Annotated in this window: 13 protein-coding genes; 2 read left to right on the top strand and 11 right to left on the bottom strand. The window is 71.7% G+C overall.

Annotated elements, in window-relative coordinates; translation table 11 throughout:
* Nucleotides 1–222 precede the first annotated feature (222 nt).
* Nucleotides 223–2,472, top strand: coding sequence for a glycoside hydrolase family 18 chitinase (locus tag F4556_RS30690; RefSeq protein WP_184921845.1), 2,250 nt, complete (start codon nucleotides 223–225; stop codon nucleotides 2,470–2,472).
* 2 nt (nucleotides 2,473–2,474) lie between these two features.
* Here the strand turns inward: F4556_RS30690 and F4556_RS30685 are convergent, their stop codons facing one another.
* From F4556_RS30685 to F4556_RS30635, 11 genes are all read right to left on the bottom strand, one after another.
* Entirely contained in the window at nucleotides 2,475–3,161 is a 687-nt protein-coding gene (locus F4556_RS30685; protein WP_184921844.1) for a spermidine synthase family protein, read from the bottom strand.
* A 45-nt stretch (nucleotides 3,162–3,206) separates the two neighbouring features.
* Nucleotides 3,207–4,295: a hypothetical protein gene (locus tag F4556_RS30680; RefSeq protein WP_184921842.1), complete on the bottom strand. Its 1,089-nt coding sequence runs from the start codon at nucleotides 4,293–4,295 to the stop codon at nucleotides 3,207–3,209.
* 93 nt (nucleotides 4,296–4,388) lie between these two features.
* Nucleotides 4,389–5,417, bottom strand: a complete 1,029-nt coding sequence (locus F4556_RS30675) for a YeiH family protein (protein ID WP_313069278.1) — start codon at nucleotides 5,415–5,417, stop codon at nucleotides 4,389–4,391.
* A gap of 9 nt (nucleotides 5,418–5,426) precedes the next feature.
* Nucleotides 5,427–5,987, bottom strand: coding sequence for a cysteine dioxygenase family protein (locus F4556_RS30670; RefSeq protein WP_184921838.1), 561 nt, complete (start codon nucleotides 5,985–5,987; stop codon nucleotides 5,427–5,429).
* 86 nt (nucleotides 5,988–6,073) lie between these two features.
* Nucleotides 6,074–6,979: a LysR family transcriptional regulator gene (locus F4556_RS30665; protein ID WP_184921836.1), complete on the bottom strand. Its 906-nt coding sequence runs from the start codon at nucleotides 6,977–6,979 to the stop codon at nucleotides 6,074–6,076.
* Nucleotides 6,980–7,058: 79 nt separating this feature from the next.
* Entirely contained in the window at nucleotides 7,059–7,919 is an 861-nt protein-coding gene (locus F4556_RS30660) for an amino acid ABC transporter permease (protein ID WP_184921834.1), read from the bottom strand.
* On the bottom strand, nucleotides 7,916–8,560 hold the full coding sequence (locus tag F4556_RS30655; RefSeq protein WP_184921832.1) for an amino acid ABC transporter permease: 645 nt from the start codon (nucleotides 8,558–8,560) through the stop codon (nucleotides 7,916–7,918). The genes F4556_RS30660 and F4556_RS30655 overlap by 4 nt, the downstream gene beginning before the upstream one ends.
* Nucleotides 8,561–8,573: 13 nt before the next feature.
* Nucleotides 8,574–9,461: a glutamate ABC transporter substrate-binding protein gene (locus F4556_RS30650; RefSeq protein WP_184921830.1), complete on the bottom strand. Its 888-nt coding sequence runs from the start codon at nucleotides 9,459–9,461 to the stop codon at nucleotides 8,574–8,576.
* Nucleotides 9,462–9,470: 9 nt separating this feature from the next.
* Nucleotides 9,471–10,220 (bottom strand): amino acid ABC transporter ATP-binding protein, encoded by a 750-nt coding sequence (locus F4556_RS30645; RefSeq protein WP_313068887.1) that lies wholly within the window; start codon nucleotides 10,218–10,220, stop codon nucleotides 9,471–9,473.
* A gap of 2 nt (nucleotides 10,221–10,222) precedes the next feature.
* Nucleotides 10,223–10,480, bottom strand: a complete 258-nt coding sequence (locus tag F4556_RS30640) for a LapA family protein (RefSeq protein ID WP_184921828.1) — start codon at nucleotides 10,478–10,480, stop codon at nucleotides 10,223–10,225.
* Between the two features lie 90 nt (nucleotides 10,481–10,570).
* On the bottom strand, nucleotides 10,571–10,774 hold the full coding sequence (locus tag F4556_RS30635; RefSeq protein WP_184921826.1) for a hypothetical protein: 204 nt from the start codon (nucleotides 10,772–10,774) through the stop codon (nucleotides 10,571–10,573).
* 309 nt (nucleotides 10,775–11,083) lie between these two features.
* Between F4556_RS30635 and F4556_RS30630 the strand changes: the two genes are divergently transcribed.
* Nucleotides 11,084–13,324, top strand: coding sequence for a coiled-coil domain-containing protein (locus F4556_RS30630; RefSeq protein ID WP_184921824.1), 2,241 nt, complete (start codon nucleotides 11,084–11,086; stop codon nucleotides 13,322–13,324).
* The last annotated feature ends 22 nt before the right edge of the window (nucleotides 13,325–13,346 follow it).

Genomic DNA, 13,346 nt, shown 5'->3' with positions numbered 1-13,346 from the left:
GCCCTGCTGGTCCAGACCTATTGCCAGTACCCACCGACGTCCCTACGCTCCTGTCACAGGATCTCCGCGGCAACCCGACGGCCCGGCGGCCCCGCTCCGCGCTGCCCCCAGCACGTCAACAGCCGGAGCGCGCAGCACCTTTGCACCTGGCACCGCCACCTCCCCACAGGTAGGGAGCACGCCGGCCGGACGGCCGGACGCTCCCTGGACAGGAGCTCATCCATGCGCAGACGTCGGTTCAGCCTGCCCCTGCTCGCCGCGGGAGCGCTGATCGCCCCGCTGATCGCGGTCGCCCTCCCGGGCGGCATCGCCCAGGCCGCCGCCTCCACCGCCACCTTCGCCAAGGGCAGTGACTGGGGCTCCGGTTACGAGGGCAGCTACACCATCAAGAACAACGAGACCACCGCGATGAACGGCTGGACACTCGAGTTCGACCTGCCCGCGAACAACACGGTGGCCTCGCTCTGGAACGCCACCTACACCACCGCCGCCGCGCACGTGACGGTGAAGAACCCGAGCTGGTCCGGCTCGCTGGCACCGGGCGCCTCGTACAACGTCGGCTTCAACATCGCCTACTCGGGCGCCTACGCGCCGCTGCTCAACTGCAAGTTGAACGGCAACCCGTGTGCGGGCGGCGGCGACCAGGTCGCCCCGACCGTCCCGGGCAACCTGCAGGCCGTGCCGGGCGACGGCTCGATCACCGCCTCCTGGACCGCCAGCACGGACAACGTCGCGGTCACCGGCTACGACGTGTTCAACGGCAGCACCAAGCTGGCCACCGTGTCCGGCACTGGCAGCACCATCTCCGGTCTGGCGGCGGGCACGTACAACATCACCGTGGTGGCGTTCGACGCCGCGGGCAACCGCTCGGCGCCGGCCGGGCCGGTCCAGGTCGTGGTGCCCCCGCCGCAGCCGGACACCCAGCCGCCGACCAAGCCGGGCACCCCGGTGGCCACCCCCGACTCCCGTTCGGTGGCGCTCAGTTGGGCTGCCAGCACCGACAACGTCAAGGTGACCGCGTACGACGTCTACAACGGCGCGACGCTGGCCACCACGGTGACCACGGGCACCAGCGCGGTGGTCTCGGGCCTGACCCCGGAGACCGACTACACCTTCACCGTGAAGGCGCGCGACGCGGCGGGCAACAGCTCGGTCGCCTCCAGCCCGGTGAGCACCAGGACCACCAAGGAGGTGGTCAACCCGAACACGCTGAAGATCGGCTACTTCACCCAGTGGAGCATCTACGCACGCGGCTACAGCGTGAAGCAGCTGGACACCTCGGGCACGGCGGCGAAGCTGACCCACCTCAACTACGCCTTCGCCAACATCAACCCGAGCAGCAAGCAGTGCTTCATCACCAACAAGGCGGCCGGGAACGACTCCGACCCGAACGCCGGCGACGGTGCCGGTGACGCCTGGGCGGACTTCGGCAAGGGCTGGGACGCGGGCAACTCGGTGGCCGGCACCACCGACACCTGGGACCAGAAGCTGGCCGGCAACTTCAACCAGCTGAAGCAGCTCAAGGCCAAGTACCCGAACCTCAAGATGCAGATCTCGCTGGGCGGTTGGTCCTACAGCAAGTGGTTCTCGGACGCCTCGCTCACCGACGCCTCGCGCAAGGCGCTGGTCAGCTCCTGCATCGACATGTACATCAAGGGCAACCTGCCGGTGATCGACGGCCGCGGTGGCGCGGGCTCGGCGGCGGGCATCTTCGAGGGCATCGACCTCGACTGGGAGTGGCCGAACTCCGAGGGTCACCTCGGTAACGTCATCCGGCCCGCCGACAAGGCCAACTACACGCTGCTGGCCCAGGAGTTCCGCCGCCAGCTGGACGCGCTGACCGCCACCACCGGCAAGAAGTACACCCTGAGCGCCTTCCTGCCGGCCGACCCGGCCAAGATCGACCTCGGCATCGACGTGCCCGGCCTGTTCGGCGCCTTCGACTTCGCCACCATCCAGGGCTACGACTACCACGGCGCCTGGGAGACCCAGACCAACCAGCAGTCCTCGATCAAGCTGGCGGCGGCCGACCCGAGCACCCCGGACCGGCAGTTCAGCTCCGAGATCGCGATCAACGCCTACCTGACCAAGGGCGCGCCGAAGAGCAAGCTGACCCTCGGCATCCCGTTCTACGGCCGCGGCTGGACCGGGGTGCCGCGCGGCACCACCAACGGTCTCTACCAGACCTCGACCGGCCCGGCCCCGGGCACCTACGAGAACGGGTACGAGGACTACCACAAGCTCAAGACCATGGCCGCGAGCGGTGGTTACACCATCTACCGCGACCCGGTGGCGGGCCACGCCTACATCTACAACGGCTCGGTCCTCTACACCTACGACGACCCGACCGAGATCCTCCGCAAGACCGCCTGGATCAAGGCCCAGGGCCTGGCGGGCGCGATGCTCTGGTCCTTCGACGGTGACACCGCCAACGGCGAACTGATGACCGCCGTGGACAGCGGCCTGAGATAACGTCAGGCGCGGCGTGCCAGGTGCACCACATCGGGCACGCCGCGCAGCACCGGGATCTCCTCGGTGCGCACGTCCACGAACCCGGCCGTCCGCAGCGCTTCCTCGAAGCCTGCGGACGGCTGCGCGCTCCACACCGCCAGCACCCCACCGGGGTTGAGCCGACGCTGCGCGGCGGCCAGCCCCGCCGGACCGTACAGGCCGGAGTTCTCCGCGGTGACCGTCCAGTCCGGGCCGTTGTCGATGTCGAGGCAGAGCGCGTCGAACCGCTCGCCCTCGGCGGCCAGATAGGCCACCAGGTCACCGTGCAGCACCGTCACCCGGGGGTCGTCCAGGGCCCGTTCGGAGAACGCGGCCAACGGTCCGGTCCGGTGCCAGTCGATGATCGCGTCCTCCCGCTCGGCCACCGCGATCCGCCCCCAGCGCGGCTCCGCCGCCGCGTACGCGAGCGAGAAACCGACCCCGAGGCCGCCGATCAGCACCGCGGGCCGCCGCACCGTCAGCTCGTCCAACGCCGCCTGGATCAGCAGCCGTTCGGACCGGCCGTCGGCGGTGTCCATCAGGAAGCAGCCGTTCGCGATGATCTCGTAGTGCTCGCCGCGCCGCCGCAACGCCACCTCACCGTACGGGCCCTCGCGCCGGTCGAGTGTGACGGGGGCGTCGAATCCGTCCCGGTCGGGGAGCACGGTCATCGCAGGGTCCTTCTGGTCGGTGGTCGTACGCGACCTGACTCTAGCTCAGCGGAAGCGCCCGCCGCTGTACTGCCGGAGCGCCTCCGCCAGTGGGACCGGGCCGTCCGGGAGGGCGGCGGCCGGGGTCAGGGCGCGGCCCCAGAGGCCGTCCTCGCGGAAGTCGCCGGAGCTGCCCAGCCGGGTGCCGGGGACCGCCCAGACGATCAGCCAGGGGGCGCCGTCCGGCAGGTCGGGGCGGGGGCCGAGCCGGACCACCGAGATCTCGGCCCAGTCCAGCCGGTGTTCGGGAGCACCTCGCCGACGGTAGGTCAGCCCCGGCGTACCGACCCGGACCCGGAGCGGGCGACGCCAGTTCCGCAGGTGCCTGCGGGCCCGACCGAGCGCGATCAGTGCCACGTACGGGGTCGGGAAGACCAGCAGCATGAGAGGGACCGGGACCGTCCGCACCAGGTCGGGGAACGGATCCACGTCGAGCATCCCTAGGACCACCGCGGTGCCGAACGCCCCGCAGCCGGCGGCGAGCAGCAGGGCGCCCAGCAGCCGGGCGGCCGAGTCGTCGGTGGCCAGGTACTCGTACCAGTGCTCCGGACCGGCCGGGCGGTCCTGCGGCACGACCGGTCCGACCGAGCCCGGTGCGGTGATGAACCTGGCGCCCGCGTAGCGGACCAGGGCCGCGCTCAACTCCGGTATGCCCTCGGTCATGTCGGCGCAGCGCAGCAGCTCGTAGCCGGGCATCCCGTCGCGGTCGTGAGCCTCCTTGAGCCCCGCCCCGGCCGCCTTCACCGGCCAGCAGATCAGCAGCGGGTGGGGGTAGGTCTCCGCGCCGGTGTCGCTGTCGCGGATCTCCTCCGGATACTCCAGGCCGATCGCGGCGATCTGCTGCCAGGGCAGTACCCGGTCGTGCAACGTGATGCCCAGTTCGTCGATCCGCAGCCGGAACGGCCGCCCGGCTTCCCGGAATTCGGCCACCGCCCAGACCAGGCCGCCGAGCAGGGGCAGGCCCAGGGCGATCTGCCCGCCCTCGGTCGGTCCGCTCCGGTACAGCCAGTACGCCAGCCCCGAGCCGCCCACCAGCAGCACCGCGACCAGTTTGGCCACTCTTCGGTAGAGCCGCCCCCGCTTGCTGAACTCCATCCCCGTCCCCCTCCGTCAGCACCGAGGATGCCCGCCGCAGGTCCCCAACTACGAGTGCTGACCGGAGTGTTACGCAACCCTGACGCGCCGGGGTCAGCCGGTCAGCAGCACTCCCCCGTACGCCGCCCCGGCGATCAGTACCCAGGACGCCAGCCCGAGCAGCGCCACCCGGCCGCCGGTCCGGGCCAGCGCGCCGAGCCTGACCGCGCTGCCGAGCGCGAACAGGGCGGCCGCCAGCAGCAGTTCCTGCGCGTGGCCGGCCCAGCCGAGGACCACGGACGGCACGGCCCCGGTGCTGTTCAGCACCACCATCGCCAGGAAGCCCAGCACGAACAGCGGCAGCAGCGGCGGCCGCGCCGTCCCGGCCGCTCGCCCGGGGCGCCGGGCCACCGCCACCGCGACACCCGCCACCAGCGGTGCCAGCATGGCCACCCGGAGCAGCTTGACCAGCACCGCTTCCCGCAGCGCCACCGGCCCTGCGGTCTGCGCGGTGGCCACCACCTGCCCGACGTCGTGCACCCCGGCCCCCACCCAGCGGCCGAACTCGCCCGCGTCCAGGCCCAACGGGCCCTGCAGCAGCGGGAGTACGGCGATCGCGAGGGTGCCGCAGAGGGTGACCAGCGCGCACGAGGTGGCGATGTCCTCCTCGTCGCTGCCGGTGGCCTGGCCGACCGCGCCGATCGCCGAGGCGCCGCAGATCGAGTACCCGGTGGCGATCAGCAGCGGCTGGTCGCCGGGCAGTCCGAGCCGGCGGCCCAGCCAGCAGGTGCCGAAGAAGGTCGCGGCCACCACCGCCAGCACCATCAGCACGGTCGCCCAGCCGAGCCCGAGCACGTCCCGCAGGCCGAGCCTGAGCCCGAGCAGCACGATCCCGGCCCGCATCAACCGCCGTGCGGCCAGGGCCAGTCCGGCCTTCGCCGGGCCGGTCACCAAGACCCTCAGTCCGGGCAGCTGACCCGCCGTCACCCCGAGCAGCACGGCCAGGGTCAGCATCGGCACGGCCGGCAGCAGCCGGTGCAGGCACCAGGCGGTGGCCACCCCGGTCGCCGCGAGGGCCAGCCCGGGCCCGTTCCGGCGCAGCCCGGCCGGCGGGACCGGGTGCGGCACGGCCCGCAGCGGGATCGCCACCGGTCAGCCCTCGGTGGGCAGTTGGTAGACCCGGCGGATGCTGCTGCCGAGCCGGGCCAGGTCGGCGCCGTAGACGTGCAGCGAGACGGCGGTGCCGGTGCCACTGTTCCGGACCCGGTGGATGTCCCCGGGCGGGGCGAAGCCGCAGACCGTACCGCTCGGGTTGACCACGTCGCCGGTGGCCACCAGCCGGGCGGTCGGGCCGTCCGGGACCAGCCGGTAGCGGCGTTCGGTCTCCTCGCCCAGGTGGACGCCGGTGGCGCACCAGGACAGGTGGTCGTGCACGCTGGTGTGCTGGCCGGGCAGCCAGACCAGCGCGACCAGCGAGAAGCTGCCGTCCGGCTCGGCGTGCAGCAGGTGCTGGCGGTACTGCGCGGCGTCACCGGTCAGCTGCGCCCCGGTGAGCAGGTCCGGCGCCCCGAGGTGCGGCAGCAGGCACTCGGCGGCCAGGTGGGCGGTGAGGTCGGGCGGCAGGCCCCGGCCGACGGCCAGGCGCAGCTCGGCGACCAGCGCGTCCGCCCGCTCGGTACGGTCAACCCTGGGTAACGCGGCGGAGGTTGTCATGCCAGGATCGTCCGGCCGTCCACGGAGCACCGTCCAACGACAGTTCCTTGGCCCTCCGTCGGCTCCCGCTTATAGGTGATGCAGGGTCAGCAGCCCACCCGCGCGGCCGCCGCCGCCTTGAGCTCGTTCAGCACCAGCGTGGTGGCCGGTATCCGCAGGTGCTCGCGCAGCACGTACGCGGAGACCTTGCGGCGAACGTGCGGTTCGGCCAGCCGCCCGGTGACCTTGCGGTGGCACATGAAGGAGAGCACCAGGGCGGGCATCAGGGCGATCCCGACCCCGGCGGCGACCAGGCTCTGCACGGCCAGGTTGTCGTCGGTGGTGAACACCACATCGGGGGCGAAGCCCTGGGCAGCGCAGACCTGGAGCAGGTTGGCCCGGCAGCGCGGGCAGCCGGCGATCCAGCGCTCCTCGGTCAGGTCGGTCAGCCGGACGGCGTGCCGCCGGGCCATCGGGTGGCCGACCGGCAGCAGCACGGTCAGCTGATCCTCCATCAGCGGCGTCTCGACCAGCTCGGGCGGCACCTCGGCCGGTGCGCCCGGGTAGTGGAAGGCCAGCGCGATGTCGCACTCGCCCCGCAGCAACCGCTGGACGGACTCGGGCGGTTCGGCCTCCAGCAGCTCCACCCGGACGCCGGGGTGCTCGGCCAGCAGCCGGGCCATCGCCGCCGGGATCAGCGTCGCGTTGGCGCTCGGGAAGGCGCACACCCGGACCCGGCCGGCCCGCAGCCGGGCCAGCGCGCCGAGCTGCTGCTGAGCGGCCCGCAGGTCGCCGAGGATCACCTCGGCGTGCCGGGCCAGCGCCTCGCCCGCCTCGGTCAGCCGCAGCCCGCGGCCGGCCCGGGTGAACAGCGGTACGCCGACGACGCGTTCGAGCGCCTTCATCTGCTGGGTGATCGCGGGCTGGGTGTAGCCGAGCGCCCGGGCCGCCGCCGAGTACGAGCCGGTGCTGACCACCTCGTGGAAGGTTCTGATGTGCCGGGAGTCAAACACCCCCGAATGATAAGCAGAACTTGGGGTCCGGGTCCGGGAGTTCGCCGAACCGAATGGATCACCAGCGGACCCGGGAGTGCTACTGCGCCTCGGGCGGCAACCCCATCGACACCCCGGCCTTGGCGATCGGCGCCCCGCCCTTGACCTTCGGGCTGCGCCGGCCGCGCTGCTCGACCCAGCGGGCCAGCCAGGAGAGCAGCAGACACATCCCGATGTAGACCGGCGCGATCACCATCACCACCGGGATGAACGGCAGGTCGTAGTCGAGGTTGGTGGCGATCAGCTTGCCCGCGTGCAGGAACTCCTCGTAGGTGATCAGGAAGCCCAGCGAGGTGTCCTTGAGCGCCACCACCAGCTGGCTGATGATGCTCGGCAGCATCGCCCGGTTGGCCTGCGGCACCAGCACGTACGCCATCACCTGGGTCTTCCGCAGGCCGAGCGCGAAGGCCGCCTCGCGCTGCCCCTTGGGCACCGCCAGCACGCCCGCCCGGAACACCTCGGCCAGCACCGAGCCGTTGTACAGCGTCAGCCCGGCGACCAGTGCCCAGAACGGCTGCACCTGCATCGCGACGAAGATGAAGAAGATCATCACCAGTAGCGGCATGGCCCGGAAGAACTCCACCACCAGGGTGGCGAACCAGCGCACCACCCGGTGGTCGGAGAGCCGCCCGGCCGCGAACAGCGCCCCGAACGGCAGCGCGAGCAGCGCGGTCAGTGCGAACGCCTTCAGCGTGTTGCCGAGGCCGCGCAGCAGCAGCTCCTGGACGCCCTGGTACTCGAACGGCATCCACTTCTGGTAGGTGAACTGGTCGGTGTCGAACAGCTTCCAGACCACCCAGCCGACCACCGCCAGCAGCGCCACCGTGCTGAGGATCCCGTACAGCAGGTGCCGGGCGGCCGCCTTCGGCCCCGGGACGTCGTACAGCGCGGAGCTGCTCACCGGGACACCGCCAGTCGTCGTTCCATCAGGTTGAAGACCGCGCTGATGGCCAGCGTGATCACCAGGTAGCCGACCGCGATCCAGACGAAGGTCCACAGGATGCTGTAGCCCAGCTCGTTCAGCGTCCGGTAGGTGCCGAGCAGTTCCACCACGCTGAACGAACCCGCGATCGCGGTGTTCTTCGCCAGCGCGATCATCACACTGCCCATCGGCGCCACCACCGAACGGAACGCCTGCGGCAGCACCACCAGGTTCAGCGTCTGACCGAACGTCATGCCCAGGCTCCGGGCCGCCTCGCCCTGCCCCACCGGCACCGTGTTGATGCCCGAGCGGAGCACCTCGCAGACGAAGGCCGAGGTGTAGCAGCCGAGCGCGATCACCGCGAAGGTGAAGAACGGCAGCGAGATGCCGAACCTCGGCAGCCCGAGCAGCACCGCGAAGAACAGCAGGGTCAGCGGGGTGTTCCGGAGCACCGTCACCCAGGCCGTGCCCACCGTGCGCAGCGGCTTCACCGGGGAGACCCGGAAGCCCGCCATCAGCACCCCGAGCAGCAGCGCGAGCACGGCGCTCACCGCGGTCAGCTCCAGCGTGCCGAGGAATCCGTCCCAGAAGGTGGAGAAGTTGTCGGTCAGGACCTTCACGCGGCCTCCTCTCTCAGTACCGGTCGATCGGCGGCGGGGCCGGCGCGGGCACCCCGGACAGGCCGAGGGTGGCGTCGTAGGCGGCCTTCCAGTCACCGTTCTGCTCGTGGTGCAGCAGCGCGTCGTTGATCGCGTTGCGCAGCACCGTGTCGCTGCGCGGCGTCCCGATCCCGTACGGCTCCTTGGAGAACGGCTGCCCGGTGAGCTTCAGCTCGTCCGGCGCCTTGGCCGCGTAGCCCATCAGGATCGTGTCGTCGGTGGTCACCGCGTCCACCTGGGCCGTGATCAGGTTGTCCACGCAGGCCGAGTAGGTGTCGTAGCCGACCAGGTCGGCCTTCGGGTACTCGCGCTGGATCCGCTGGTACGGGGTGGAGCCGGCGGCCGAGCAGACCGTCTTTCCTGCCAGGTCCTGCGGCCCGTTGATGTCCTTCTCCTGGACCCGGATCAGCAGGCTCTGCCCCGCGATGTAGTACGGACCGGCGAAGCCGACCAGCTTCTTGCGGTTGTCGTTGATGGTGTAGGTGCCGACGTAGTAGTCCACCTGCCCGTTCTGCAGGGCGGTCTCGCGGTTGGCCGAGGCGATGGTGCGGAACTGGATCTGCCCGGGCGCGAAGCCGAGGTCGGCGCCGACCATCTTGGCGATCTCGATGTCGAAGCCCGAGTACGTGCCGTCCGCCGGGTTCTTCTGCCCCAGGTACGGCTGATCCTCCTTGGCCCCGACCACCAGGTGCCCCCGGCCGCGGGCCGCCGACAGGGTCGGCGAGCCCTGGACGGCGTCGCCGCTGCGGACCTGGTAGCTGGGCAGGGCGCCGGGCTGCGGGCCCTTCGGCGGCGGCGTGCCCGGCTTGCCGCAGGCGGCCAGCGCGAGCAGCAGCACGACGGTGACGACCGGACGCTTCATGACGCCACCTCAGTGCTTCAGGATCTTCGACAGGAAGTCCTTGGCCCGGTCGGTCTCCGGGTGCCCGAAGAAGTCCTCCGGCACCCGGTCCTCCAGGATCTGACCGTCCGCCATGAACACCACCCGGTTGGCGGCGGAGCGGGCGAAGCCCATCTCGTGGGTGACCACCACCATGGTCATCCCCTCCTGGGCGAGCCCGCGCATCACGTCCAGCACCTCGTTGATCATCTCCGGGTCGAGCGCCGAGGTCGGCTCGTCGAACAGCAGCGCCTTCGGGTCCATCGCCAGCGCCCGGGCGATCGCCACCCGCTGCTGCTGCCCGCCGGAGAGCTGGGCCGGGTACTTGGCCGCGTGCGCCTCCAGGCCGACCCGCTCGAGCAGCTGGTGCGACTTGGCCTCCGCCGCGGCCTTCCCCCGCTTACGCACCTTCAGCTGAGCCAGCATCAGGTTCTGCAGCACCGTCTTGTGCGCGAACAGGTTGAACGACTGGAACACCATCCCGACCTCGGCCCGCAACTGGGCCAGCCCCTTGCCCTCCTCGGGCAGCGGCACACCGTCGATGGTGATCCGGCCGGTCTCGATCTGCTCCAGCCGGTTGATCGCCCGGCACAGCGTGGACTTTCCCGACCCGGACGGGCCGATCACCACCACCACCTCGCCCCGGCCGACCGTCAGATCGATGTCCCGGAGCACGTGCAGTTCACCGAAGTGCTTGTTGACCCCGCTGAGTTCGATCAACGGGGTGAAACCGGCCGCCACGGTCACTTGCTCCGACGGCCCTTCAGCAGCCACCCCAGCGCCCCGCCCGCCAGCAGCGTGGCCAGCAACGCGATCCACAGCGGCGCGGTCACGGTGAACACCCAGAACTGGATCTTCACCTTGTCCAGATTCGCCAGCAGGAACCAGACCGCGAGCACCACGAGCACACCGATCGCGATCACCCGCGTCGGGATCCCCGCGATCTCACTCCGCTTGCCGCCCCCGGAGGGCGCCGACGAACCACCAGAAGTCTTGGTCACCCCGTGAGTCTGCGCTCCCAACGCCGCCCCACCCCCGCTGGCCACGCCGGACACCACCCGTACGGCCGAGCAGGCCCACCGCCCCGGCACTCACCCGCGGAGCAGCGCGACCAGACAGGCCGTCAGCACCGCCGCGAGCGTCAGCGTCCCGGCGAACGCCGCCCCGGCCAGCACGACCGCCGCCGGGTAACCCGCGCCGTCCAGCCGGGCCAGCATCCCCGCCCCGGCGGCGACCAGCAGGGCGAACAGCACCACGACAGCGGTGGCGAGCAGAACTACAGCCGTACGGTTCACGGGGGTCCTCCACGACTTCCGGGGCCAACACCGTGCCGACCCGCTCCGCCCACCCTGGCCCGGCCGCCGGGTGTTGCGGCAGCGGGAACGCGTTGACGATCCACCGTGCAACACAGGCCGGTGTTGACGATCCCTGGCAACAGCCCGTCCGGCCCGGTCACCGGGAGGAGAATCGGGAGACGCCGCGCGGACGGGCCATCTGCCCGTCGTCGTAGGCGGGGTGATCAGTCGTCAGTACCCAGCAAGGACGGTGCGGTGTCCCACGAAGAACGTCCCGAGAACCTGCCGGCCTTGCGTGCCACGGCACCGGTGAGTGAAGGGGAAACCTTCGCCGCCCGCCTTCGGCCGCTCTTCCAGGAGCTGGGCGTCAGCTACCGAGCGTACGGGCAGCGGCGCCACCTCAGCGCGTCCGTGATCACGCGCTACCTCAACGGCGAACGCATCCCGAACGCGCGCACGGTGGTCGACCTGTTCCAGGACCTGGCCGATGCCGGTCACCCGGTGGACGAGGCCGACCAGGCGGAGCTGCTCCGACTGCGCGAGCAGGCGCTGCCCAGCGGTGGCGCGGTGCAGCAGCTCCAGGCCCAGCTGGAGGAGACCCAGTCCCAGCTGGCCGACTGCCGCCTCGACCAGCTGAGCCTGACCGAACGGTTGAGGGAACGTGAGGACGCCCTCGGACAACTCGAGGACCACCTGCGCGCCCTCCGGTCCGCGCGCGACCGGGACGCGCACACCCACGGCGAGCAACTGGCCGTCTGGATGGCCGAGTACCTACAGGTGGAGCGGGACCGGGACCTGTTGCGGGAGCAGGTCGAGGAGCTGCGCGAGGACCTGCTGCGGGAGCGGGCCTGGGCGCTTCGCATCGAGGAGCAGTGCCGGCTGCTGCTCTGGCAACTGCGCCTGGCTGCTGAGCAGGGGCCCCGGGAGGGCTCGTTCGGCAGCCTGATGTCCAGCATGGACCGCGCGCCCGTCGGCGAGCTGGTCGGGTTCGCCGCCCAGGTCGACGACCAGCACCTGCCCGTGGTCACGGAGTTGCTCCGCTCGGCAGGACGGAACCGGCCGGTCGCGGACGCCGTGGCCCTGTTCGTCGCCCTGCACGAGGCCGGGAAGCCCCAACAGGCCGAGGCCGCCCTGCCGGCCGCCGTCCTCGGGCGGACCGTTCCCGACGTGTCCGACCTGATCCGCGCGTTCACCGAGCACGGACTGGACGGGTACGCGGCCACGGTGGTGCGCACCGCCGTGGAACACCACGCCTTGCCCGACCTCGCCCGGCTGGTGGCGGATCTGCACGTGCGCGGCCCGGCGCCCGTGACCGGGGACACGGTTGCCGCCGCGGCGGCGGTGTTCCGGCCGCCCCAGGAGGTCGCCGCGCTGCTGGTCGAACTGACTATGGCCCACGGGCTCCACCGCACCGCGGACCACTGCATGGAGACTGCGGCCCGGGAGCGCGCCGTCGCGGACCTGCTCGTACTGGCCGAACACCTCACCGAGCTCGGCCGGTCCGACGACGCCCGGCGGTTGACCGGTCATGTGCTCCGGGTGCGATCGGCCGCACGGACCGCCGACCTGCTCTCCGGGTTGCAGCGTGGCCGGTACGGCGGACTGGCGAACGAGATGTTCGGCGAACTGGTCCGCTCGGAGGCACCGGCCCGCCTGGTCGGGGTGCTCACCGCACTGGACCGCGGCAGTGCCGAGGCCCGGATCGAGGAGACCCTGCAGTACGCCGTCGCCGCTCGGCCGGTGGCCGAGGTGGCCGATCTGGTACGGGAGTTCGACAGCGGGAACCTGAAGGCGCACGCCGCCGAACTGGCGGTCCGGTTCGTGCTGGGCCGTAAGCCGGCGGAGCTGCCGACTTTCGCGGCCCTGATCGGCCCGGGGGACGAGTACCTGCCGGTCCTGCTCGCCCGGGCGGCCCGGAGCCGGCCGGTGCTGGAGTACATCCTGATCACCCGTCACCTGCGCTGGGGCGGGCTGCCCGGTATGTGCACCGCGCTGCTGGTCGAAGCGGTCCAGCGGCGCTCGACCGCGGACGTCTGCAGCATCCTCTCCGCCCTGCCCGATCTTTCCGAGGCCGCCCCGGCCGTACTCGCGGGCGCAGCCGAGCGGTCCGTGCCGTCGGTCGCCAGGTTGGTGGCCGAGTTGCGGAAGCATGCGCACGTGCGTCTGGCGGACGCCCTGTTGCTGGCTGCCGAGAAGGACCAGGGACCGGCGGCCGTGAGCGAACTCCGGCGGGCCGTCGAGGCGGAGGAAGCCAGGATCGGCGTCGCCCACCGGCCCGCACCGGAGCCCGTCCCCGTGACCGTCCCGGCACCGGCCCGCCAACGGTCCGTCACTCGCGGACCGGCCAGGCACGCCCGCGCCAAGCGCACCGCCGAACCGGACAGGCCCGACCTGCAGGCCCAGAACGCCCGCCTGCTCCAGGACCTCGAGACCACCCGCGAACTGCTCGCCGCGGCCCACGTCCAACTGGATCAGGAGACCGCACTCCGCGAGCGGGCCGAGGCCCGGTTGCGAGCCCTCACCCCGTCACCGGCCCCGCTCGGCGGGTGAGCGCCGGGCGGGGCAGGTGACG

It is taken from the genome of Kitasatospora gansuensis, assembly GCF_014203705.1.
GTDB lineage: Bacteria > Actinomycetota > Actinomycetes > Streptomycetales > Streptomycetaceae > Kitasatospora > Kitasatospora gansuensis.
Note: the sequence above shows the minus strand (reverse complement) of the source record. Positions and strands in the feature narration are given on the sequence as shown.

Coding starts and splice junctions, on each gene's coding strand:
- F4556_RS30690 (WP_184921845.1), top strand. CDS start 223: ATGCGCAGACGTCGGTTCAGCCTGCCCCTGCTCGCCGCGGGAGCGCTG.
- F4556_RS30685 (WP_184921844.1), bottom strand. CDS start 3,161: ATGACCGTGCTCCCCGACCGGGACGGATTCGACGCCCCCGTCACACTC.
- F4556_RS30680 (WP_184921842.1), bottom strand. CDS start 4,295: ATGGAGTTCAGCAAGCGGGGGCGGCTCTACCGAAGAGTGGCCAAACTG.
- F4556_RS30670 (WP_184921838.1), bottom strand. CDS start 5,987: ATGACAACCTCCGCCGCGTTACCCAGGGTTGACCGTACCGAGCGGGCG.
- F4556_RS30650 (WP_184921830.1), bottom strand. CDS start 9,461: ATGAAGCGTCCGGTCGTCACCGTCGTGCTGCTGCTCGCGCTGGCCGCC.